Origin of the sequence: Streptomyces sp. NPDC026673 (assembly GCF_040638135.1) — a bacterium.
In the GTDB taxonomy this organism is placed as follows: Bacteria; Actinomycetota; Actinomycetes; order Streptomycetales; family Streptomycetaceae; genus Actinacidiphila.
Genome location: NZ_JBEZXR010000025.1, coordinates 19,091 through 41,965, shown reverse-complemented (window position 1 = coordinate 41,965; position 22,875 = coordinate 19,091). Strand labels below are relative to the sequence as shown.

The 22,875-nt window shown below is 69.8% G+C and carries 19 protein-coding genes and 3 pseudogenes; 13 read left to right on the top strand and 9 right to left on the bottom strand.

All coding sequences use genetic code 11. The features are described from left to right. Positions 1–218: 218 nt before the first annotated feature. Positions 219–701 carry a CarD family transcriptional regulator gene (locus AB0F62_RS18960; RefSeq protein ID WP_018559600.1) on the bottom strand — a complete coding sequence of 161 codons (483 nt, stop codon included), beginning with the start codon at positions 699–701 and terminating at the stop codon, positions 219–221. 607 nt (positions 702–1,308) lie between these two features. Between AB0F62_RS18960 and AB0F62_RS18955 the strand changes: the two genes are divergently transcribed. After that, positions 1,309–1,887: a DUF461 domain-containing protein gene (locus AB0F62_RS18955; protein ID WP_361799777.1), complete on the top strand. Its 579-nt coding sequence runs from the start codon at positions 1,309–1,311 to the stop codon at positions 1,885–1,887. Positions 1,888–1,966: 79 nt separating this feature from the next. Here AB0F62_RS18955 and AB0F62_RS18950 read toward each other — a convergent pair whose 3' ends face one another. Together AB0F62_RS18950 and AB0F62_RS18945 are read right to left on the bottom strand one after the other, a co-directional pair. Then, on the bottom strand, positions 1,967–2,647 hold the full coding sequence (locus AB0F62_RS18950) for a response regulator transcription factor (RefSeq protein ID WP_361799774.1): 681 nt from the start codon (positions 2,645–2,647) through the stop codon (positions 1,967–1,969). Further along, on the bottom strand, positions 2,644–3,960 hold the full coding sequence (locus tag AB0F62_RS18945) for an ATP-binding protein (RefSeq protein ID WP_361799771.1): 1,317 nt from the start codon (positions 3,958–3,960) through the stop codon (positions 2,644–2,646). The genes AB0F62_RS18950 and AB0F62_RS18945 overlap by 4 nt, the downstream gene beginning before the upstream one ends. A 206-nt stretch (positions 3,961–4,166) precedes the next feature. Between AB0F62_RS18945 and phoU the strand changes: the two genes are divergently transcribed. After that, on the top strand, positions 4,167–4,847 hold the full coding sequence (gene phoU / locus AB0F62_RS18940; RefSeq protein WP_361799768.1) for a phosphate signaling complex protein PhoU: 681 nt from the start codon (positions 4,167–4,169) through the stop codon (positions 4,845–4,847). Positions 4,848–5,264: 417 nt separating this feature from the next. Here phoU and AB0F62_RS18935 read toward each other — a convergent pair whose 3' ends face one another. The 3 genes from AB0F62_RS18935 to AB0F62_RS18925 form a co-directional block, all read right to left on the bottom strand. Then, on the bottom strand, positions 5,265–5,744 hold the full coding sequence (locus AB0F62_RS18935) for a VOC family protein (protein ID WP_361799765.1): 480 nt from the start codon (positions 5,742–5,744) through the stop codon (positions 5,265–5,267). A 151-nt stretch (positions 5,745–5,895) separates the two neighbouring features. Continuing rightward, positions 5,896–6,588: a methyltransferase domain-containing protein gene (locus tag AB0F62_RS18930; RefSeq protein WP_361799762.1), complete on the bottom strand. Its 693-nt coding sequence runs from the start codon at positions 6,586–6,588 to the stop codon at positions 5,896–5,898. Between the two features lie 118 nt (positions 6,589–6,706). Beyond that, positions 6,707–7,120 carry a hypothetical protein gene (locus AB0F62_RS18925; protein ID WP_361799759.1) on the bottom strand — a complete coding sequence of 138 codons (414 nt, stop codon included), beginning with the start codon at positions 7,118–7,120 and terminating at the stop codon, positions 6,707–6,709. Between the two features lie 811 nt (positions 7,121–7,931). Between AB0F62_RS18925 and AB0F62_RS18920 the strand changes: the two genes are divergently transcribed. The 5 genes and pseudogenes from AB0F62_RS18920 to AB0F62_RS18900 form a co-directional block, all read left to right on the top strand. Further along, complete coding sequence (locus AB0F62_RS18920) at positions 7,932–10,922, top strand: FG-GAP-like repeat-containing protein (protein ID WP_361799756.1); 2,991 nt, start codon at positions 7,932–7,934, stop codon at positions 10,920–10,922. Positions 10,923–11,366: 444 nt separating this feature from the next. Beyond that, positions 11,367–11,585 (top strand): annotated as a pseudogene (locus AB0F62_RS18915) (hypothetical protein); the annotation flags it as partial. Between the two features lie 128 nt (positions 11,586–11,713). Next, positions 11,714–13,126 carry an FG-GAP-like repeat-containing protein gene (locus AB0F62_RS18910; RefSeq protein WP_361799753.1) on the top strand — a complete coding sequence of 471 codons (1,413 nt, stop codon included), beginning with the start codon at positions 11,714–11,716 and terminating at the stop codon, positions 13,124–13,126. Positions 13,127–13,161: 35 nt separating this feature from the next. Continuing rightward, complete coding sequence (locus AB0F62_RS18905) at positions 13,162–14,589, top strand: hypothetical protein (protein WP_361799750.1); 1,428 nt, start codon at positions 13,162–13,164, stop codon at positions 14,587–14,589. Positions 14,590–14,679: 90 nt separating this feature from the next. Continuing rightward, positions 14,680–14,886: pseudogene (locus tag AB0F62_RS18900) on the top strand (hypothetical protein); the annotation flags it as partial. A gap of 127 nt (positions 14,887–15,013) precedes the next feature. Here the strand turns inward: AB0F62_RS18900 and AB0F62_RS18895 are convergent. The 3 genes from AB0F62_RS18895 to AB0F62_RS18885 form a co-directional block, all read right to left on the bottom strand. After that, the gene (locus tag AB0F62_RS18895) at positions 15,014–15,145 is read right to left on the bottom strand and encodes a hypothetical protein (protein WP_361799747.1); all 132 of its coding nucleotides are present in this window, start codon (positions 15,143–15,145) and stop codon (positions 15,014–15,016) included. Between the two features lie 505 nt (positions 15,146–15,650). Further along, positions 15,651–16,532, bottom strand: a complete 882-nt coding sequence (locus tag AB0F62_RS18890) for a barstar family protein (protein ID WP_361799744.1) — start codon at positions 16,530–16,532, stop codon at positions 15,651–15,653. 327 nt (positions 16,533–16,859) lie between these two features. Next, positions 16,860–17,141: a hypothetical protein gene (locus tag AB0F62_RS18885; protein ID WP_361799741.1), complete on the bottom strand. Its 282-nt coding sequence runs from the start codon at positions 17,139–17,141 to the stop codon at positions 16,860–16,862. A gap of 260 nt (positions 17,142–17,401) precedes the next feature. Here AB0F62_RS18885 and AB0F62_RS18880 point away from each other — a divergent pair, with 260 nt between their 5' ends. The 6 genes and pseudogenes from AB0F62_RS18880 to AB0F62_RS18855 all read left to right on the top strand — a co-directional run bounded on the left by AB0F62_RS18880 (position 17,402) and on the right by AB0F62_RS18855 (position 22,837). After that, the gene (locus AB0F62_RS18880; RefSeq protein ID WP_361799738.1) at positions 17,402–17,956 is read left to right on the top strand and encodes a hypothetical protein; all 555 of its coding nucleotides are present in this window, start codon (positions 17,402–17,404) and stop codon (positions 17,954–17,956) included. Positions 17,957–18,301: 345 nt separating this feature from the next. Then, positions 18,302–19,735 (top strand): FG-GAP and VCBS repeat-containing protein, encoded by a 1,434-nt coding sequence (locus AB0F62_RS18875; protein WP_361799735.1) that lies wholly within the window; start codon positions 18,302–18,304, stop codon positions 19,733–19,735. An 86-nt stretch (positions 19,736–19,821) separates the two neighbouring features. After that, a pseudogene (locus AB0F62_RS18870) lies at positions 19,822–19,962 on the top strand (site-specific integrase); the annotation flags it as partial. 345 nt (positions 19,963–20,307) lie between these two features. Next, positions 20,308–20,994: a hypothetical protein gene (locus AB0F62_RS18865; RefSeq protein WP_361799732.1), complete on the top strand. Its 687-nt coding sequence runs from the start codon at positions 20,308–20,310 to the stop codon at positions 20,992–20,994. Between the two features lie 222 nt (positions 20,995–21,216). Further along, complete coding sequence (locus tag AB0F62_RS18860; RefSeq protein ID WP_361799729.1) at positions 21,217–21,708, top strand: hypothetical protein; 492 nt, start codon at positions 21,217–21,219, stop codon at positions 21,706–21,708. A 289-nt stretch (positions 21,709–21,997) separates the two neighbouring features. After that, on the top strand, positions 21,998–22,837 hold the full coding sequence (locus tag AB0F62_RS18855) for a DUF4253 domain-containing protein (protein WP_361799726.1): 840 nt from the start codon (positions 21,998–22,000) through the stop codon (positions 22,835–22,837). The last annotated feature ends 38 nt before the right edge of the window (positions 22,838–22,875 follow it).

Sequence of the window (22,875 nt, the reverse complement as noted above, 5' to 3'; positions counted from 1 at the left end):
CATCGTGCCGGGCACGAAGCCCCTGTCGGACCCTTCCGTGACACCGACAGGGCCTGCTGCCCGGGCCCGGCACTCAGTATGCAGGGGGAAGCGACGCGCGAACGAAGACGAGGGGGCTCGTCGGCGTCGTCGAAGAGTCAGGAGCGCCACAGAGGCGTCCCGGCATGCCACAGTGCCCGGCGTATGGGACGCACCGGGCACTGCGGCGGAAATCCGCGTCAGGACGCGAGGACCTCGTCGAGGAGGGTCTCGGCCTTGTCCTCGTTGGTGTTCTCCGCGAGCGCGAGCTCACTGACCAGGATCTGGCGGGCCTTGGCGAGCATGCGCTTCTCGCCGGCCGACAGCCCGCGCTCCCGCTCACGACGCCACAGGTCACGCACGACTTCCGCGACCTTGATGACATCGCCGGAGGCGAGCTTCTCCAGATTTGCCTTGTAGCGGCGGGACCAGTTGGTGGGCTCCTCGGTGTACGGTGCCCGCAGCACCTCGAAGACCCGGTCCAGCCCTTCCTGACCGACCACGTCGCGCACGCCGACGAACTCCGCATTGTCCGCGGGCACGCGTACCGTCAAGTCGCCCTGGGCGACCTTGAGCACCAAGTAGGTCTTGTCCACGCCTTTGATCTGGCGAGTTTCGATGGCCTCGATCAGCGCGGCCCCGTGATGGGGATAGACCACGGTGTCGCCAACCTTGAACGTCATGTGACAGGTACCCCTTCCGTGGCTATCCAGGGTAACACGGGAACGGCTCGTTCTGAATGGCGTTTTCGCAGGTCAGGGCATATCTCGGGGCTTGACAAGTGCGCCCGGAACGTGCTGCGAGAGGGCATCGGGGGGCGGAATTCGCAGGTCGGAGCGGGTGTCGAGGGGGCCTGAAACGCGCCCGTTACACCCCTCGGATGGCCGGGGCAAGTGGAGGAACATCCCGTTTTGTCGCTCTCTTGCGGGGGGTCTCCCGCTACTCCGTTCGGCCGCCACGGGCCTCGCGTGATCCATTTTCGTACCACGCCGGATTTCCGTCCGGTGGATGAACAGGAAATGGATCTTGCCGATGTGGCGGGAATCGTTCGGCGGAATCCCGGAATGGATTCCGCCGCGGTCGCGGCGGAGCCCCGGGGACGGCTCTCGGCGGCCTTCCGAAGGTCTCCGGACGGCCTCCGGGACACCCGGGCGGGTGAAGCCCCGCCCCGCCGAGGGGTGGCCCGGTGCGGGCGCGGAAGACAGGCTCGGTAACCTAAGCCAGCACCAGGTAACCCGTAAGTCCCGTACGTCCGTACCTCCGTACCCCGCCCAAGGAGATGCCGCCGCCGTGAGCAGCAGCCTTCGACGCGGCGCTCTCGCCGCCGCCCTCGCACTCTCGATCGTCCCGCTCGCCGCCTGCGCCGCCGGGAACGACGCGGAGACGCTGCGCGTCAGGCCGGACAACGCGGCGACCAGCGTCGGCGACATCGAGGTCCAGAACGTCGCGGTCCTCACCGGCTCCACCTCGGTGACGGCCAGGATCTTCAACAACGGGGCCGAGGAGCAGACCCTCGACTCCGTGACGGTCGGCTCCGTGCGGGCCGAGCTGTCCGGCACCGTCAAGCTGCCCGGCCACAGCTCCGTGCTGCTCGGCGGCGACGGCAACCCCGCGGCCGTCATCAAGAGCGGTGGCGAGGCCAAGCAGGACGGCGACTTCCAGAAGGTCGTCTTCCAGTTCAGCAAGACCGGCGAGGTCCCCGTGCAGGCCATCGTGCTGCCCGCGGCCGGCTACTGGGCCTCCTACGGCCCGAGCGAGAAGGCCTCCCCGAGCACCACCGCGAGCCCGGCCGAGTCGCCCGCGGAGGGCGGCCACGGCACGGCTTCGCCCACCGCGACGGAAACGGTCACCGAGTCGCCCGCCGGCTGAGGCACCGCGCACACGAAGGGGCCCCGGGGAGCGTGTCGCTCCCCGGGGCCCCTTCGCTTCGCGTCCGGCCGCGGCCGGTTTACGGCTCGAACTTGTAGCCCAGGCCGCGGACCGTCACCAGGTAGCGCGGCGCACCCGGGTCGGGCTCGATCTTGGCGCGGAGGCGCTTGACGTGGACGTCGAGGGTCTTGGTGTCGCCGACGTAGTCGGCCCCCCAGACCCGGTCGATGAGCTGCATGCGGGTGAGCACGCGGCCGGCGTTGCGCAGCAGCATCTCCAGGAGGTCGAACTCCTTGAGCGGCAGGTCGACCTTTCCGCCGCCCACCGTGACGACGTGCCGGTCGACGTCCATGCGCACCGGGCCGGCCTCCAGCGCCGACGGCGAGATCTCCTCGGGCTCGCCGCGGCGGCGCAGGACGGCCCGGATGCGGGCGACCAGCTCGCGGGAGGAGTAGGGCTTGGTGACGTAGTCGTCCGCTCCTATTTCGAGACCGACAACCTTGTCGATCTCGCTGTCCTTCGCGGTGACCATGATCACCGGAACGGCGGACTTCAGCCGCAGCTGGCGGCAGACCTCCGTGCCGGGCAGGCCCGGCAGCATCAGGTCGAGCAGGACCAGGTCGGCGCCGTTGCGCTCGAACTCGTCCAGCGCGTCGGGCCCGGTCGCCGCGATGGCGACCTCGAAGCCCTCCTTGCGGAGCATGTACGACAGGGCATCACTGAAGGACTCTTCGTCCTCGACGACGAGTACTCGGGTCACGGGAGGACCTCCGGAGCGGGGATGTGATCGGGAAACGTCTCGTAGAGGGCGGAGGAGGAGCCGGCGCCGGGCTCGGGGTCGGAGTCCTCCGCCGCCACGGCGGTGGAGCGGTCCCGGCCGTCCCGGGTCGCCGCGGCTTCGGGCAGCCGCAGAGTGAAGGTGGAGCCCTGGCCTTCGGCGCTCCACACCGTGGCCTCCCCGCCGTGGGAGGCGGCCACGTGCTTGACGATGGAGAGACCGAGACCGGTGCCGCCGGTGGCGCGCGAGCGCGCCGGGTCGACCCGGTAGAACCGCTCGAAGATGCGGTCCCGGTCCTTTTCGGAGATGCCGATTCCCTGGTCGGTCACGGAGATCTCGATCAAGCCCCCAGAGCCGCCGGCCTGGGAGGTGCCCCCGCCACCGGGTGCGGCGACCCTGCGGCCCGCGATGCCCACACGGGTACGGGCCGGGCTGTAGTTGACCGCGTTCTCGACGAGGTTGCCGAGAGCGGCCGCGAGCTGGCCGCGGTTGCCCCAGATGTACAGGTCGGGGGCGCCACCGGTGGCCATGGTGATCTGCTTGGCGTTCGCCGGATGGCGGCAGCGGTCGACCGCCTCGGCGACGAGGTCGTCGACGGCGACGGCCTCGGCGTCGTCGAGGGGGTTGTCGTCCTGGACCCGGGAGAGGTCGATGATCTCCTGGACCAGGCTGGTCAGCCGGGCGGCCTCGATCTGCATCCGGCCGGCGAAGCGCTCGACGGCCTCGGGGTCGTCGCTGGCGTCCATCACCGCCTCGGAGAGCAGCGACAGCGCGCCGACCGGCGTCTTGAGCTCATGGCTGACGTTGGCGACGAAGTCGCGCCGTACCGCCTCGATGCGGCGGGCGTCGGTCAGGTCCTCGACCAGCAGCAGCACCAGACGGGAGCCCAGTGGTGCCACCCGGGCGGAGACCGCGAGGCCCTCGCCGCGGCCGGTGCCCCGGCGCGGCAGGTCCAGTTCCACCTGCCGTATCTCGCCGTCCCGCCGGGTCTCCCGGGCCATCTGCAGCATCTGGTCGACGGCGAGCCTGCCGCCGCGGACCAGTCCGAGGGCGTACGCCGCCGAGCTTGCCTTGACCACCGTGTCGCCCTCGTCGAGGACGACGGCCGACGAGCGCAGCACGGAGAGCACCGTGTCCACGCCCGGCGGTAGTACGGCTGCGGCGTCGGGCCGCAGGGATGTGCGTGTGGGGCGGGCCTGTTCCCGCTCACTCCAGCGGAACGCGAGCACAGCGATCACACCGGTGCAGAGCCCGGCGATCGCACTGGCTGCGGCGACTGCCGCGTTCACGTCCATACCCCCAGGTTAGGGGGACGGAATGAGTGGCCCACAGCCGTCGGAACGTCTTCTCGAACGCACGTTGCCAAGAGTTCACCGTGGTGTCAGCCCCGATTCATTCCGGATGCTCGGGGGGTACGCGTGTGCGCGCGAGGTTGGGAGCGTGACAGCGTGGGAGGACAATCCTCTTTTCGAACGGCTGAAGCGGCAAGGAAAGGAACGCGATGCGCGACGCATACCATGAGGAACTCGACTCGATCGGTGACGGCCTGGTCGAGATGGCCCGGCTTGTGGGCTCCGCGATCGGGCGGGCGACCACGGCGCTGCTCGACGCCGACCTCAAGCTCGCGGAGAGCGTCATCGCCGCCGACGAGAAGGTCGACGACCTGCAGCGCGAGCTCGAGAACCGCGCCATCACGCTGCTCGCCCGCCAGCAGCCGGTCGCGACCGACCTGCGGATCGTCGTCACCAGCCTGCGGATGAGCGCCGACCTGGAGCGCTCCGGCGACCTGGCCCGGCATGTGGCGAAACTCGCACGGCTGCGCTTCCCGCAGACCGCCGTCCCGAACGACCTGCACAGCACGATCCTGGAGATGGGACAGCTGGGGCAGCGCCTGATGGCCAAGGCGGCCGAGGTCATCGTCACCAAGGACGTCGACGACGCGCTGCAGCTGGAGGCGGACGACGACCGCATGGACGAGCTGCACCGCACGCTCTTCCAGCACCTGCTCGACGACCGCTGGAAGCACGGCATCGAGACGGCCGTGGACGTCACCCTCGTCGGCCGGTACTACGAGCGCTTCGCCGACCACGCGGTGTCGGTGGCCAAGCGCGTCGTCTACCTGGTGACCGGCGAGCACGCGGACGAGCTGACCCCGCCGCCCACCCCGATCCCGGCGGACTAGTCCCGGCCCGGACACCCGGCCGACCGGCATCCGGCGGACGGCGCGGTGCGGCGCGCGGGGCGGGAGCGTCCTGCGGGGCGGAACGCTTCCGCGCGCCGTTGATGCGCCGGTGGGGGAGGCCGTTCACTGGAGGCAGGCATGCAGGCAGCCGTCACCAACGGCAGAGGAGGGTAACCATGCCCGAGTCCCCCACGTCGCCCACCGCCCGTGATCAGCCGTCCCCCGAGGGGACGCCGCAGTCCACCGGTATCCGCGAGCTGCCGCTCCTCGGAGCGTGCGGATGCGGATCGGGCTGCGGATGCGGTTGCCAGTCCGGAGCGCCGTGCCGCTGCGGCAGCAACTGCTGACTTCCACGCCACCCGTGTTCCTCACGCTCGGGGGCCCGTCCGGTCGTACCGGGCGGGCCCCGAAGGCCGTTCACTCCCCGGCGTGAGCGCGCTTCAGCGCCGCGAGGTCCATCTTCTTCATGGACAGCATCGCCTCGGTGGCCCGCCGGGCCTTCTCGGGGTCGGCGTCCCCGACCATCGCGAGCAGCACCTCGGGGAACACCTGCCAGGACACCCCGTACCGGTCCTTCAGCCACCCGCAGGGCCCCTCCTCGCCGCCCTCGGTCAGCTTGTCCCAGTAGTAGTCGACCTCCGCCTGGTCGGCGCAGCGGATCTGGAACGAGACCGCCTCGTTGAAGGTGAAGTGCGGCCCGCCGTTGAGCGCGACGAACTTCTGCCCGTTGGCCGTGAACTCGACGGCCAGCACGGAGCCCGCGGGGCCCGGGCCCGCCTCGTTGTAGCGGCCGATCGTGCCGATGGCCGAGTTCTCGAAGATCGAGACGTAGTAGTTCGCCGCCTCCTCGGCCTGACCGTCGAACCACAGGCACGTGGTGAATCCGTCGGTGGTCATCGCTGCCTCCTCCTGACGCGTTGGCGCGTACGTCCATAGGACGGGCGCGGCGCGGGAAACTCATCGCCGTGCGGCGCCGCGCGTCGGTTCGCCCCCGCGCCGGGGACGTCGATGCGCACCGGCCGGGTCACGGGGCGGCTCACGAGGCGGCTCACGAGGTGGGTCGCGGGCCGGGCGGCGTCCGCTCGGCCGGGAGGTCCGACGACCGGGCGCCGGTCATCAGCAGGTGCCCCCTGCGGAACCGCTCGTCCGCTCCCGGCTCGCGGAGCATGCGCCCGGTTTCGACGAACCCGGCGTCCCTCGCCAACGCCGCGAGCTCGTCGACGGGCCATCGGTACGCCGTCGTCACCTTGTGGTCGAACGCCTCGACGGGGCCGCCCTCGGATTCGAAGAACGCCAGCAGCAGATGGCCACCCGGTTCCAGGACCCGGCGGAACTCGGCGAAGTAGTACGGCAGTTCACGTGGCGGCGTGTGGATCAGGGAGTACCAGGACACGATGCCCGCCAGCTCGTCGTCGGCGAGGTCCAGCGCGTCCATCGATCCGACGTCGAAGCGCAGCTCCGGGTACGCCTCGCGGGCGAGCCCGATCATCACGGGCGACAGGTCGACGCCGAACACGTCGAGCCCCAGGGCCCGGAGGTGCGCCGTTCCGTGCCCGGGCCCGCAGCCGAGGTCGGCGACGGGCCCCGCACCGGCCGCCCGTACGGAGTCGGCGAACGCCGCGTGCATCGAGCGGTCCAGCGGGAGCGAGTCGAGCGAATCGCGGAACAGTTCGGAATAGAGGACGGCGACGGCGTCGTATGCCCGGGCTGTCGCGCCGGGACGGAGCGAGGATTCGGTCACGGGGCACGACCCTAGGCCATCGCCCTTCGCCGGGTGGGCCGTCGGCGCCCTGTCGTCGAGCCTCGACACCGCGGCGCCGTACCGCGGTCGGGCGCCGATCGCCGTGGCCTGGCCCGCCTCAGGACTCGTCGGAGAGGAAGTGCTCGGCCAGGGGGGTGCCGGCGAACTCCTCGCGCATCAGACGGGAGAAGAGCAGCAGCGAGTTGCGCGGCCGGTGGAGGACCGCGAGTTCCTGGGCCTCCCCTTCGGCGTTGCAGGTGACCGTGAGGACGACCTTCAGGGGCTCGCCCCGGACCGAAGCGGTGTGGACCTCGAGGAAGCCGTTGTCACCGAAGTCGCAGGCGAGGCTCACGTCCTGGAACTCGCACAGTTCGCGGGCCTTGAGCACGATCTCGCGGACGGCGTCCGCGCCGTGCGCCGTGCCGTTCATCGCCGCGCCTTCCAGGGTGGCGTCGTCGGCCAGGTTGTCCAGCCACCACGGGGAGCGGTCGGGGCCCTGGCGAGTGGTGTCGCCGCTGTCCACGTCCGGCATGTCCTGCCTCCTTCGGAGTCCGGCCGCGGCCGGATGCTGTGGGGGGGATCGGGTTCCACCGGCCGGAGACGGCCCCGGCGCAAATCAGAGCATATACTCCTAGTTCTCTGAGGCGAACCGGCGGGCATCCCGGCCGCGCCCCTCACGTGCGTCCCGTGACCGCCGCCCGGGGATCCGTGCCAGCCGGCCGGCCTCAAAGCCCCCGCCGGGGCTCGCCGGTGCGGCGTCATGGCTTCATTCGAAGGCGGTCTCCGTGAAGGAGAGTCCCCGACGCTCACCGAATGGGACGCAGACCGGACTCCGGGTCAGTGCCTCCACGCATGGCGGCATCCCATCACAACCGGCGGGCGAGGCCCTCACGCGGCCCCCCGGCTCGCCCCCACCCGCACCGAAGAGTGCGGTAGGCGACGTACGCGGACGCTCCCCCTCGCGGAAGCACGAGCCGCCCCCTTCGAGGGTCGCCGGCCCGCCCGCGACCGACGGTCCCGGCGGCCGGCCGGTCGACGTGTTGAACGGGTTCGAAGTTCGCTTCCGTGACCTGTGAGCCCGTTGTTAGGATCCGATCATTCGGGTGTGGGGGGCGGGGGACGCCGGGATCGACCGGCTTGCTTGCTGTGAGTGCTGAGGACCGAGCCGATTCCCCTGCCTGTTCCCGGTCCTTTCGCGTCAGGGGTGGAATCAGGTGGCCAGACGTGTCCTCCTCCGCAGTGCCGTCACGACGGTCGTGTCGCTGTCGCTGACTGTCGGTCCCGCCTCCTGGGTCGCATCGGCCGACGCAGGAACGTTCAGTGGGGCCACGATTCCCGCAACGATGCGCGTCATACCGGGCTCCGGCTCCGTGGTGAGCGTCGGGCCTTCCGGGTTTCTGCACAGCGCCACCACCACGAGCGGTCCCTCCGGATTGGAGTGGACGGGCGCGGACGGCTCGACCCGAAAGCTTGAAGGCACGCATCTGTACGACCCCGTGGAGCACTACGGAGCGGCGTCGGACGTCGTGGCGCTGCCACCCAGCGGTGGCACAGGCGGCGTACTGCTGCGGAACATGGTCACCGACGAGACCACGACGGTCACAGTCCCCGCAGGTCAGGTGTACAGCAGGGCGATCGGGACCACGGTGGTGACCAAGGGCGGAGCCGGTGCCGACGGGAACTGGACCGAGTTTCATCTGCTGAGCGATGAGAACGGGACCACGGTGGACCGCCGTGTGACAGGCCTTCCGGAGGGTGCCTCCATCACCGCTGTCGGGCGGGCCGGCGTCCATGGGTTCCTCTCACTTCTGAAGGTCCCCGGACAGGACGTCGACCAGTACGCCTGGATCGATCTCCGCACCGCGGAAGCCACGTTTCTGCCGTACGGCACGGTCTATGGGAACTCCGTGGTGACCGCCCTTCACCTGGTCACCCCCCAGGCCGATGGCGTGCGGATCTATGAGCAGGGCCGGTTCGACACCCCCGTACGCGAGGTTCAGGTCGGTCTCAAGGACGCGAAGGTCCTCGGCGTCGTCGGCGACTCTCTGATCGTGGCCCGCTATGACGCCTCGCTCGGTCAGAAGGCGTCCGGGGCGTCCATCTGGAAGGTCGTGGCCGTCCCCTTCGACGGTTCCGGCGAACGGACGCTTCTCGCCCGTGCGGTGGGGGACCGTGTCGCCGTCCGGCCGGACGGCGGTGTTCAACTCGTCGGCGGCCAGTCCGCGGAGGACTACGGCTACCAGGACATCACCGCCGGGCCGGACGGCGTACCGCACGCGGCTCGTGTGCTCGGCATCCCGCCGGTCCCGATGGCACTGCAGCGGCTGACGTTGGATCACGGCAATGTCAGGACCCTGGAGTTCGGCGACGGGGCCACCTCCGTGTACGACCGCCCCCTCACCGAAACCGCACCCGGATACGGCGAGCGCGTGCGGATGGGCGGCCTGCCGGTCCCGTACACCAAGTGCAGCGTCGCCTGGGGGCTGTGCCCCGAGCTGTATCCCACCGGGGACGGCCGGACCGTGTACCGCGGGACAGTGAGCGTGGACAGCGGCTGGCAGCCCAAGCTGTTCGTCGTGGGCAAGGGCGGGACGTTCCCCGGAACGCCGATCGAGACGGGCCTCCAGGATTCCTTCGACGATTCCCCGGACCAGATGAGGATCGTGGGGGCATCCGAGAACCTGGTGCTGGTCGAAGGGAGACCTGCCGGCGGCAGCCGGGAACTCCGGGTCGTGGACATCGACTCCGGCAAGGTCGTGCACACGGAGCCGTACCAGATGGGTGCGATCTGGGGGACCACCCTGTGGTCCTCGGCTCCGGGCGGCAAGGTCACGGCCAAGGACGCGCGCACCGGGGCCTCGCTGACGTCCTTCACGGTGAACGCCGGGTGCTCCTCCATGGTCGACCTGCAGGCCGTCGGCCGGTGGCTGTACTGGACGTGCAACGTGAGCACCGCTCCGTACGCCGCGGGCGGCGTCTACGACCTCCAGTCCAGGAAGAACATTCCGCTTCCCTCCACCGCGCAGGCCTACCTCGGCGACGGTGTCGTCGCCATCCGGGGCGGGCAGGGGCTGGGTGTCTACAACCTGCAGACCGGGACGGCGGTCCAGCGGGAGGCCGTCGACGCCGCGGGGCTTGTGGCGCTCGACCCTCGTAGCGGTGACCTCGCGTACTCCACGCCGGACCAGGCCGTCCACGTCCTGCACATCGGGCGGCCCGAGGCTGCCCTGGTCTCTCCCTACCGGAATGTCACCGCGCGGGTGGAGACGGACGCGACCCCGGTCTCCTGGCGCGGTGCATGGTGGCTCTCCGAGCCGGCGGCTTCCTGGAGGGCGGAGATACGCCACAAGGCCACGGGCCGCGTGGTGGCCACGCGCAGTGGCGGACCGGCCGGGTACTCGATCGCGACGACGTGGGACGGCCGCGACGCCACAGGCGGACGGCTTCCCAACGGCTCGTACACCTGGACGCTGACGGCTCAGCCGGCGGACGGGCAGGGAGCGGCGTTGGTCCAGTCCGGCACGGTCCGGTTGACGGGTGGCACAGCGGTATGGCGGGACCACGTCGGCGGCTCGGCGCTGCCCGACGGTGTCGGCGACCTGCTCACGCTCAATTCCTCGGGCGCGCTGACGTTCCAGCAGGGCACGGGCACGGGCACGTTCTCGGGGAAGGTCAGCGGCAGCGGCTGGGCGACGAGCACCCGCGCCGTGCCCGTCGGGGACCTCAGCGGCGACCGCTGCAACGACGTCCTGGTCCGGCTGAGCAGCGGCACCGGCACCCTCCGCCTGTACAGGCCGGCCTGTGGGGCGGCGCTCAAGCCGACCACCCCGTACACCACGCTGGGTACCGGCTGGAACCAGTACGACGTCCTGACCTCTCCCGGTGACGTCACCAAGGACGGCCGCCCCGACCTCATCGCCCGCAACGCCTCCACCGGGGCGGTGTACCTGTACAAGGGAGCGAGCGGCGGCAAGCTGGCCGCGCGCGTGAAGCTGGCCGACAACTGGAAGACCTACAAGAAGGTCGTCGGGGCCGGCGACCTGAACGGTGACGGCATCGGCGATCTCCTCGCCCAGGACAAGTCGAACAACCTGTACCGGTACTCCGGCAAGGGCAACGGCACCTTCGCCGCGCGCGTGAAGATCGCCACCGGCTGGGGGGCCTCGTACAACGCGGTCGTCGGCGTCGGGGACGTCAACGGCGACGGCAAGGCCGACCTGATCGCACGGGACACCGCCGGGAACCTCTACCGGCAGAGCGGCAACGGCAACGGGTCCTTCGCCGCGCGCGTGAAGATCGCCACCGGCTGGCAGGGCTACAAGGGCATCTTCTGAACCGCCGACGCGGACGCCGTGGACCGGGTCGGGAGTGCATCCCCGACCTGGTTCCTCGTCCTTCGAGGGGGTGAACAGCCGGGGCGCCTTCTGGTTCCCGGCGTGGACCCCGGTGGCACGCGTGTGACGCGGCCCCGGACGCAACGAAGGGCCGGCCCGGGAGGAAACTCCTCCTGAGCCGGCCGTTCTGGCTGTGCCCCTGTCTGTCCCGAGGGGTGGACACCTCTGAGCCCGGCCCCGGCAGGAGGGATCTCACCCACCGGCGGTCACAGCAGCCCCGAAAAAAACACCGAACTCATGTACAACCTTTACGCCCCGGCCCAGGTCTCCTGATAGCCGGTCTCCTGTGAACCGCGGGACAACTCGCGTCGAACACGGGGGAGCCGCAGCCCGTCAACTGCGGATGCCCGCCAGGCATCCCCCGCATGCCGCAGGAGAAACAGCGTGCACAAGCACCGCCGACTCGCCCTCGCGACGGCCACCACTGCCGCGTTGACGGGTGGTCCGCTCACCCGCGCCGCCGCCTCCCCCGCGACCGCGGCGGACTCCGTCACTGTCGCGAAGGCCGACTTCAACGGCGACATCGCCACCTCGGCGCCCGGCGCCCACACCGGCGGCCAGAAGGACGCCGGCCGGATCGTCGTGCCGTACCGCACCGCCACCGCCGGCGTCCCCACCGTGCGTACCCCGCGGTGCGGCGCCGTCTTCGCCGACTGACCACCCCTCGTCCCGCTCATCCCGGCTGGGCCCATCACTCGCGGGCCCGGCCTCCTCTCACCCGGAGCCCCGCCTTGCGCAAGCGCGTCCTGCTGCTGGCCACCACTCTGACCACCGGCCTGCTCACCGCCCTGCCCCTCACCCCCGCCGCCGCCGCGCCCTCCCGTCTGGCCGGCGACTTCAACGGCGACGGCTACCTGGACATCGCCCTGAGCGCCGCCGGCCACCAGGTCGGCAAGGCACAGCAGGCCGGTGCGGTCGTCGTGCTCTATGGCTCGTCCTCGGGCGTCTCGGCCGCCAGGCGCACCCTCATCACGCAGAACTCCGCCAGCGTGCCGGGCACCGCCGAAGCGGGGGACCTCTTCGGCCAGAGCCTGGCCGCCGGCGACCTCGATGGCGACGGCTACTCCGACCTCGTCGTGGGCGCCCCGAACGAGACCATCGGCGATCGGGACGGCGTGGGCAGCGCCACCATCCTGTGGGGGGGCACGTCGGGCCTGTCCGGCGGCGCCCTGGTGCCCCAGCCGTCCAGTCTGGACGAGTGGAACAACTTCGCCGCCGGCATCGCGGTCGCCGACTTCGACGGGGACGGGAAGAACGACGTCACCCTGACCGGGCGGACCCAGACCCGCGTCTACAAGGGCCCCTTCACCCGCACGGGCACCCCGGTGAACAACCTCCGTGTCGGCGAACTGGGCACCACCTTCAACGTGTTCGCGGGCGACCTGAACGGCGACCGCGCCGCCGAGCGCATCTACCCCTTCCTCGTCGACGGCGACGAGGGCGGCGACATCAGGTACTTCACCTGGAACGGCTACAAGCAGGTCATGAAGAGCCTGCCGAACGCCGACGGTCTGTCCGGCTCGATCGGTGACATCAACGGCGACGGCTACGGCGACGTGGTCCTCGGCGACCCCACGGACCCCAGCGCGTCCAAGAAGACCGGCCACAAGGGCGGCCAGATCTCCGTCTGGTACGGCGGCCCGAGCGGTCCCGACCCCGCCCAGACGCCGACCGTGATCCACCAGGACACCGCGGGGGTGCCCGGGGCCGGCGAGGCCGAGGACCTGTTCGGCTCCTCGATCAGCACCGGTGACATCAACGGTGACGGCTACCGCGACGTCGCGGTCGGCGTGCCCGGCGAGGACGTGGGCGCGGTCGGTGAGGCCGGCGCGGTGACCGTCCTGTTCGGCTCCGCCTCGGGCCTGACCACCAAGGGCGCGAAGAGCTGGACGCAGGACACGAAGGGCGTTCCCGGCGGCTCCGAGGCCTGGGACCAGTTCGGCCAGTCGGTGCGGCTGATCGACATCAACAAGAACGGCAAGGCCGACCTGGTCACCGGCGCCGGCGGCGAGAACGGCTACGGCGCCGTCACGATCCTCCGCGGCGCCGCCTCCGGTCTGACCGCCGACTCCGCCAAGTTCATCGGCGCCCGCGACGTCTCCGTGCAGGACATCGGTGACTTCGGCTGGGCCATCGCCCAGTGACACACCCCCGCCCCAGGCCTCCCCGAGGAAACCCCATGCGCAAACGCGTTCTCGCCGTCGCCGTCGTCGGCGCGCTGGCCCCGCTCGCCCTGACCGTCCCCGCCGCCCACGCGGCCGCGGCCGCCGTCCCGTACGACTTCAACGGCGACGGCCGCGTCGACCTCGCGATCGGCGCCCCCGACGCGACGGTCGGCGGCCAGTCCAAGGCGGGTGCCGTCTCGGTCGTCTACGGCAGCTCCACCGGGCTGAAGACGGCCACCCGCACCCTGATCACCCAGAACACGGCCGGCGTGCCCGGCGCCGCCGAGGCGGACGACGCGTTCGGCAGCGCCGTCGCCTCCGCCGACCTGGACAAGGACGGCTACGCCGACCTCCTGGTCGGCGCGCCCGGCGAGGACGTCTACGGCGACACCAACGGCGGCACGCTGGTCGCCGTCTGGGGCTCCCCGTCCGGTCTCTCCGGGGCTCGCACGGTCGTCAACTACTGGCAGTCGGAGACGGACCGCTACGGGCAGGCCCTGGCCGTGGGCGACGTCGACGGTGACGGCGACCTCGACGTCGTGATCGGTTCCACCGGTTCCGTCGCCCTGAACTTCGTCAACGGCCCAGTCACCCGGTCCGGCTCCTTCCAGGGCGGCTCGGGCGCGAGCTTCCCCGCCCCCTACTCCCCGTCGTACGGCGCCACCTCCGTGTCCGCCGGGCGGATCTCCCCCGCCTGGTCCACCAGCCTGGTGGTGCACGGCCGGCAGCCGCGCACCGGTGCCGCCGTCACCCACCTGGTCACCGACCCGTCCATCGGCAACTACACCGACTGGTGGCAGGAGCTGCCCGGCGGTACGGTCTCGTCGGTCGGCGACATCGACAAGGACGGGTACGCCGACATCGCCATCGGCAATCCGGCCGAGCCCTCCGCCGACCCGGCGGGGGCCAAGGGCGGCAAGGTCACCGTGGTCTACGGCGGACCGGGCGGCAAGGACACCTCCCGCGCCCCGCTGGTCCTCGGCCAGGACACCCCGGGCGTGCCGGGCGCGGCCGAGGCGGGCGACGCCTTCGGCAGCAGCGTCTTCCTGGGCGACGTGGACGGGGACGGGTACAAGGACCTGGCGATCGGTGCGTCCGGCGAGAACCTCGGCACCGGATCGGTCACCGTTCTGCGGGGCACCGCCTCCGGGCTGACGACCAAGGGCGCGGCGTCGTACACCCAGAACACCGCGGGCGTCCCCGGCACGGCCGAGAAGGGTGACCGCTTCGGCGCACGGGTCCTGCTCGCCGACCACTCCGGTGACCATCGCGCCGAGCTGACCGTGGGAGGCCCGGGCGAGAACGCGGGCGACGGCGCGGTCTGGTCGCTGCGTGGCGCCTCCGCCGGACCGACGACGGCCGGGGCGCTCTCCTTCGGCCCGTCGGCCACCGGGGTCTCCACGGCGGGCACCCCGCGGTACGGCTCGGTCCTCAACAACTGACGCTGTGCGGCACCCCCCGGGATCCTGCCCGGGGGGTGCCGGGCAGGATCCCGAACCGCCCTGCCCGGCGCCTCGTGGCAGCGCTGCCGCGGCGTGCACGCGCTCCGGCGCTTCTCCGCTTCGGTGCTCCTGGACGCGGGGGAGAACATCAAGGCCCTGGCCGAGTACCTCGGTTGCTCGGACCCCGGCCCCGGCCTGACGCTCGGGGTGTACGCGCACCTGCTGCCGTCGAGCCGGGAACGGACCCGGAAGGCCGTGGCCGGCGGCTTCGAGTCGGCGGCCCGGCCAACGCCGTGACGGCCCAGAGACGGCCCCGGAGCGGCACCAAGCCCCCTGCCCGCGGTTTCTCCGCGGGCAGGGGGCTTGGTCGCGTCGGACCACTTCTTCTTGCCCCGGGTTTCGACCACCCGGTTTTTGGGGCTGCTCAGCGGGGTGACCGCATAACCGGCAGTGACTCGCGCAGTTGCGCCTCCAGATCCCAGTCGGCGGGTTTGCCCTTGATGTCGCCCTTCCAGGGGTGCCCCTGGGCAATCCAGTCGTTGCGGGCCTTGATCACGCCCGCGTCTGTTGCGTCCTCGTACCCAAACTCGATCCCGCAGCACCCACAGATGTCGAAGGTCGCGACGTCCCCGCCCTCGCCCCAGGGCGCGTATCCAAGGTCGAACCCGCAAATCGGGCAATGATCCCCTGGCCTCTCGCTTCGCACTCTTCTCACCCTACTGATCGGGCTGAACCCGGAAGGTCGGTGGACCTCCACTGGCTGCGGCACGATCCGTCTTGTCGCCCTGGGTCTTGCCCGAGATCTCGGTGATCTGCGTTTTCGCTGGTCCGAGCGGTGCCTCGGTGTGCCTGAGTGGGTGTCATTGATCGTCGTTGGCCGCTGTTGAACAACCTCGCACGGCCCCGAGACGGTCCAGCGATCCAGGCCATCCGCCGCGCCGCACTTCTGATCCGTAGCCATAGCCAGATCGGTCGGCAGCGGCCGTACATGCTGTTTCCAGGCGTCAGAGGGAGGAGGCCGAATGACCATCCTCGGACCGGTGCCCGGAAGCGACGAACCGTCACCGAAGGATGACGTTCACGCCTCGCGCCTCGAAGATCTCCAGGATCAGGTCAAACACCGTAACCTCGCGATCGCCGGCAGGCACCCGCTCCACCAACCGCGTTCGAGTCTCAGCCGAGGAATCCCAGAGCAAGGTGAACGCAGGGGTGGCGCCCCACCCGCCACAGAGACAGTCGTCCAGAGCGTCAAGGTTCCAGCCAAAGTATCCGCCCGGCCCGTTGATGGCCTCACCGATCGCGCAGTAGAAGCTGTCCTCGTCGACGATGTGCCGGCCGTCCAAGGTGAACACCTGGCCCGCGGGGGCATCGGGCTTTCCCTGGCGTCGGTACTCCCGGGACCACAGCGCCACCGACAGCCACGCGCGTCTTCCTTCGGGTGTGAGTTCGTGCCACATGCCGGTGCGGTTCAGTAGCCCCGCGCGGACCAGGTCCCACGCCTGTTCCGCTCCGGGGAGTGCGTCGTCACACCACAGCGTCACCGTGAGGTCGACGAGGCCGGCATCGCGAGCGGAGGGCTTGACGTCGACGACGGTGACCTCGCCCACGAAGTAGGAACCCACAGTGACACCCTCGCCGTCGAGGAGTTCGAACCAGGCGTTCCCCGCCACAGCACAGCGGCCGCCGACGTGATCGATGCCCTTCAGTAGGCCACCCTGCGGGAGGCAACCTGCGAGCTGCACTCGGCGTGCTCCCTCCTCATCCGGCAGCGGAGTAAACAACCCCTCAACCTCGTGAGCAAAGCCCCAGAAGTCGCTGTCGTCCTCGTCCGAGGTCAGCGCGTACTTCCGCCCCTCGCCGCCCCACCCTGAAGTTCGCATCGCACCCCCAAAGAGAGCGCTGATCCTACGACGCCCGTGGATCTGCCCGGCGGCGGCCGCCACCTGCTGGTGACCTGGACCTGGTGTGCGATTGCTTGTGGCGTTGATTCCCGCGCGAGTCGATGCGGCAGAGGCTTCTCGGAGGCGCCATGTGGGACGGCCCGTTCTACCGGGTGAAGCGCGAAGACTACGAGATCTGCTTCGTGCCAGGAGCGGGCGAAGACCTGGAGGCCGTGTGCAACGTCGACATGTGGCTGACCTTCCCCGACGGCAATCGGTGGTCCGGAACGATGCTCACCCTCGACGAGGTCCAGCGCCTGATGGACCGGTGGGAACACATGGGCGAGTGCCCTGACGGCACGTTTGTCGGAGCGGCTGACACCACTCCGGCTATGCCCTCAGGAGATCGAGGATGGCTTGGGCGGCAGCGGCGGGGTCGGCCGCCTCGATCCAGGAGTACTCGTCAGAGACGATGAACACCGGCTGGCCGCCAGGCCGGCACTCAACTTCCACAGCCTCGATGCTTCCTGCGATTCGGAGCAGAAAGTCCGCGTCATCCCTCTCGCCGCCGGCCGCACGCTCAACGACAAGGTCCGGCACCTCCGCGCGGACGAGGCGGAAAGCATCGTTCAAAGGCCAACCGGTCTCGCCAGATCCGGGATCTGCGTTCATGGTCCCGATCATGCCATCCGGGAGCTCGCCAGGGCCGACAGTGCATCGGCACTTGATCAGTTCTTCTGGAAGCGATCCGGCTGGCTGGCCACCTGCGCCGATGCCTCAATGTGCGGCGTTGGCCTGCGTTGATCTGGTTGGCGCTTGTCATCGTCTGTCAGCGTTGATCGGCCTCGGACGGCCCAGGGACGGCCCAGGGACGGGCACAGCAGGGATAAAACCTGATGTCGCGCGGCAGGGCGGGTGCCACACTGCGCGGTGTGACGCGACCGGAGATGACGGAGCTGGATCACCTGCGCGAGGTGGAGCGCCTGGCGCGGGCTGTTGTGTCCGCGGCTGGGGGCGAGGGCTGGCTTTCGTACGCCCCGGATCCGGATGACGCGAGCGGTCTGCAACGAGCGGTGAATGCTCTCGCTCGGTCCATTCGGCATTACCACTTCCCAGGCGACGGCTGTGTAGAGGATGAGGAACGCCCCGTGGTGAAGCTCGCGGGAGTAGTCGTCCTTCGCCCTGACGCGATGCCGGCCGAATGGACGGGAACGTACGAGGAGGCGTGTACGCGTCTTGGTGTTGAGCCCCGTCCGGATGGCTGGGCTCTGTGGAATACCTGGGGCGACGACAACATGCGGGTCACAATGATCGTCTCCGCCGTCGACAGTACGGAGGGCCTGCTCGCGAACTGGTCGCGTGGCCGCTCCGTCTATCCGGTGATGCCGTTGCCCTCACAGGTAGCCCTGATCCACCAAGGCTGGTCCGCACCCATGATCTTCTCGCCGTACGGGGCACAGAAGGTGGGTCTTTCGGGTCTGCCGTGAAGCCGCTGTTCTGCCGCTGAGGTCGGCGTAGCGGCTTTGCACGGGAGCTGCCGTGGGGCGAGAGGTCGGAACCCGTACGCTGGCCGCGAATCGGGCCGGCTCCTTGCCTGCTCGTACGTGCGCGTCATCTTCTCCAACGTCCGCGCCGTGCTCTCGGCCGCCATCGAGGACGGATGCCTACGCCGGAGGCGCGATCCGTTACGCACAGCTACTGGGTGGCGGGGTGCACACCACCACCCACTCAGCCGTGTTCCGCCACCTCCACACAACTCTTCGTACACCTCGTGAGTCACATCTCCGAGAACCTTCGCTCCTATTGCCCCCTTCGACTAAGGGAGTTCCACCGTGCGTGCACGCACCCTGGCCGTCGCCGCAGCAGCGGCCCTCACCGCCGCCGGTCTGACCCTGCCACTCGCCGGGAGCGCCGCGGCTGCAACGACTCCGCGGTTCGACTTCAACGGCGACGGATACGCGGACATCGCGGTCGGCATGCCCAACGCCACGGTGGACGGCAAGGCCAAGGCCGGCTACATCAGCGTGATCTATGGCGGCCCGCAGAGCCCGAGCCAGTCCACCGGCGTCATCAGCCAGGCTGGGGCCGGCATACCGGGCACGCCCGAGGCGGGCGACCGCTTCGGGTCCTCCGTGGCACCCGTCGACGTGAACGGCGACGGCGTCTTCGAGCTCGTCGTCGGCGCGAGCGGAGAGTCGCTCACCTCCGATCAGCTCAAGGACAAGGGCACCATCACCGTCCTCGACGGCTCGGGGTGGAACGTCAAGGGCACCACCGTGGCCAGGGGTGTGGGCGAGTTCAGCAGCATCGGCCGCACCATCGCCACGGGCGACTACGACGGCGATGGCGACACCGACCTCGCGTACGGCGAGAACAGCGAGGAGAGCGGCTCGCTCCGGTTCCGCCCGGGCCCGCTCACCGCAGACCCCGTGACGACCACCACCCTGCGCCGCTACAGCATGGGCGGCGCCACCCGCGACTTGGCCACCGGCGACTTCGACGGCGACGGCCGAGACGACCTCGCCGCCACCTGGCAGGGCATGGAGGACTCCGGCACCTTCATCACGCGCTGGGACGACCAGGCCAAGCCGGCTCAGTGGTACGCCGACGCCGACCGGGGCAGCTCGCTTGCCGCCGCCGACTTCGACCGGGACGGCACGGACGACCTCGCGGTCGGCCTCGTACAGCCCAACCCCGAGTCGGAGACCACGCATTGCGAGGACCGGCTCGGCGGTGCGGTGCTCCTGCTCAAGGGCTCGAAGACCGCGAACTTCGGCACCGGGAGCGAGTGCATCACCCAGTCGAACCCGGAGGTCGGCGGTACCGCCGAGGAGGGCGACGACTTCGGCGCCGCGCTGGCCGCGGGCGACCTGAACGGCGACAGCCGTCCGGAACTGGTGGTCGGCGTGCCCGGCGAGGACGTGGGCACCGTCAAGGACGCGGGCGGCTACGTCACCATGAACGGCACGGCGCGCGGCCTCTACGGCGGTCTGGCCCGCAGCCAGAGCACCCCGAACATGCCTGGCACGGCCGAGGCCGGCGACCGCTTCGGCGCCCGGGTGGCCATCGGCGATTACAACCGTGACGGACTGTGGGACACCGCAGTGAGCGCGCCCGGGGAGAACGCCGGTGAGCCCACGTCGGGTGGCGTCTGGTTCGCGCCGAGCAGCACCGAGGAGACGTACCCGCTGGGAAAGTCGCTGACCCCGTTCGGCTTCGCGCTGCCCTACGGGGCCATCAAGTACGGCGAGGTGCTGGGGCTGTGAAACGCCCCGCCGGCCGCCCCACAAGTCCCTACTGGGGGGGCGCTACTGAAGTTCCCCAGTAGCGCCCCCCAGTAGGCACACACCGCGTTACCGCCCTCGCGGAATACCTCGGGCACTCCGATCCGGGGCCGACGCCGAAGGTGTCCGCGCACCTCATGCCGAGCAGCCGGGACCGGGGCCGGAAGGCCCTCGGGCAAGCTCTCCGGCCGCAAGATCACACGGGCTGAGGTTCCAGAGGGGTTCCACGGCATGATCGCGATTCTTACTTCTTCTTGCCCTGGGTCTTGCCCGAGATCACGGCGACCTGCGTTTTCGCTGGTCCGAGCGGTGCCTCGGTGCGCCTGAGTGGGTGTCATTGGTCGTCGTTGGCCGCTGTTGAGCAACCTCGCACGGCCCAGAGACGGCCCAGGAAGCCAGGCCATCCGTTGCGCCGCACCTTCTGATCCGCAGCTCTAGAGAGAACGGTCGGTCACAATCATGTTGGCCGAAGTTGAGCTCATGGCGACCGCTGCCGATCGCGGGCGGGCGCTGGGGTTGCGGTACGTCGCTGCTGTACGGGTAGCGTCCCCCTGGTGGATCTCAACCTCATCAAGGATGTCCCCGGCGGGCTGACTCGGAGGGCTCGCAACTTTGTCGCTGTGCACGGAATCAGGGTCGATACCCGGTCTGTCGAGCAGCACAGGCAGTGGTGGCTTGACCGGGAAGTCCCAGCGGATGTCGTTGACCGCATGGCGGCCTACCAGGAGCACTGGGGCGGCCTGCTCCTGCCGCCGGCCTCCCAGTACGACGGAGGGCCGAAGTACTTCGACGCGGACTCCCCCGAAGGAACGTCCTCCGAGGGCTGGTGGTTCGAGGCCGGCCCACAGCGGACCGCCGTTCCTTACGCATTCATGATCGGCCCGGCTGGTGAGTTTGGGATCCAAGCGGACAGCTGGGCGCCGTTGCACGCGAGTGTCGAAGGGTGGATCGAGGCGCTCGCGCTGACTCGTCACGCGTCGATGTGGGCCAAGCAGATCACGAAGATCACGGGCGATGACGTCGATGGCATCGAACTTGATGCCATGGAACCGGTCCTGGAGGTACAAGGGCTCGCTGACAACTGGTGGCGTGGTGCGGATTCGCTGGTCGCCATCTACACAGGCGAGGCGCGATGCTTGTCCTTTCCAAGGGGGCGTACTGCGTTGATCTACTCCGGCCTTGACGAGTGGGGGCTATACGGAGGTGTCGGCAACGGGTCGCCTCGGGCGGAGCAGTCTTGAAAACCGTCGTGGCAGCGATGTCACCGTGGGTTCAAATCCCACACTCTCCGCAACAGGTCGGCGAAAGCGCTGGACGGAAGGGGTGCCCCGAGACACGGGGGCGCCCCTTCTTCGTGCTCGATGACATCGTGGTTCCCCGCGGTTTCCCGTGCGATCAGGCACGCAAGGGGCACGGCTCTCCCCCCTCGCACTTGGCCAGGCCAGGGATCGCATACTGACGCCATGCTCTCGCCCCAGCGGTTCCGGGATCCCCGGCACACGAAGTACGACTTCGTTGATCATGTACTTGTGCGGTGCCCGAATTGCGCCAGCATTGCGCATGTGGTTCCGGCCGCACCCGCGACTGAGGGCGAAGCCCCTTCGGTGCTCGCGCAGCGTCGGCTAGTCTGCCGGGCGTGTGGTTTGACGCGCCATGCGGCCAGTGGTGTTCGCCTCTTTCGGGGCGCGGGGGAGGCTGTAGATCCATATTTCGGCCTGCCACTGTGGTTGCAGTCGGAGACGCGTCACGGCTGGCTATGGGCCTACAACCCTGAGCACCTGGAGTTGATCAAGCGGTTTGTTCAGGCGCCGTTGCGTGAACGGGCTCCTTGGGACGCGAAGGCGCGCGTAAGGATGACGCTCATTGCCCGGCTCCCAGCCTGGATCAAGAGGGCGAAGAATCGGGCTGAGGTCTTGCGGGCCATCGAGCGCATCCAGGACTCATCGGTGAACTAGCTGCTCCAGCCGACTGGCTGATCGGCACGGTGACGGGGATCCCGACCGTGGATTGGACAGCCGATCCGCTTCGCATACGCCTCTGCACGGGCCGTGGAGCACCAGTTTGGAAGACTGAGGCTACGGACTGCGCCCCACCTGGGCGGACGCTGAACTGCGGCATCGTTGATCCGTCACCGCTGTTCCCCGTGGCTCCCCGTTCGACACCGCCCTACGTGGCACGGCTGTGGCACGCCCCCTAAGCGATCTGGCAGCCTTGCTGTCGGAGTCCTGCCTTACAGTGCGGCGCGTGAACACTCTGCCTGCTGAGCTTGCCGCGCTGCTTGGCGCCACGGACGAGCATCGTGCACCCGTGCCCCTGCCGCCCGGCACGACGGTCCACGCCGACGAAGGAGACGGTCCCCCAGTCCTTTGGATGAGCGACGGCGCCGCCGATCCCGACATCTGGGCCCAGCTGTGCTCTGCTCACGACTCTCTCGGCCTCTGGCCGCTGCTCCTGACCGGTCTGGATGACGACGAAGATTTCCGACCCTGGGGCTCGGGCGAGCTCTGGCTGGACAAGCTTTCCGACCCCAGGTCGCACGATCCGCAGACCCTCTTGTCCCACTGGTGGAGCACCTACACGGCCACGGAAGACGGCGACGACGAACGCGACGTAGCCAGGCGTCTTGCGGTAACCGCGCCCTACGGCCAGTTCTGGCCCGGTCTGGCACCGGCGGCTGCGATGCGGACCTCGGCAGGGCAGCGGGCGGCTGCATACGCCGCAGAGCTATTGGCAGCCGACCCTTCCCTGCGCCTGGGGTTGGTGCCGGCTGGTTCTGGAGCGGAGGCGCTTCGAGAATGCGGCTGGCAGGGGCCGCTGAACTACACCAACGACACAGGGGAGATCGCTGCCGTTGTCCTCGACTGGGAGCGCCGCTTCGGGGCCCGTGTCGTCGGCGTCGGTTTCGCCGAGCTGTACCTCAGCGTGGCTGCCCCTCCCACGACTGCCGAAGAAGCCCTCCGGGTCGCGGCCGAGCATTTCGCATTCTGCCCCGACAACATCTGGCAAGGCAGGCACCCACACACCCTCACCGGCTACGCCGAGGAACTGGTGGACGCAGCAGCGTGGACCTTCTGGTGGGATTAGCGGTCAAGGAGTGCAGAGGTTCCTGGCCTCGTGCCACA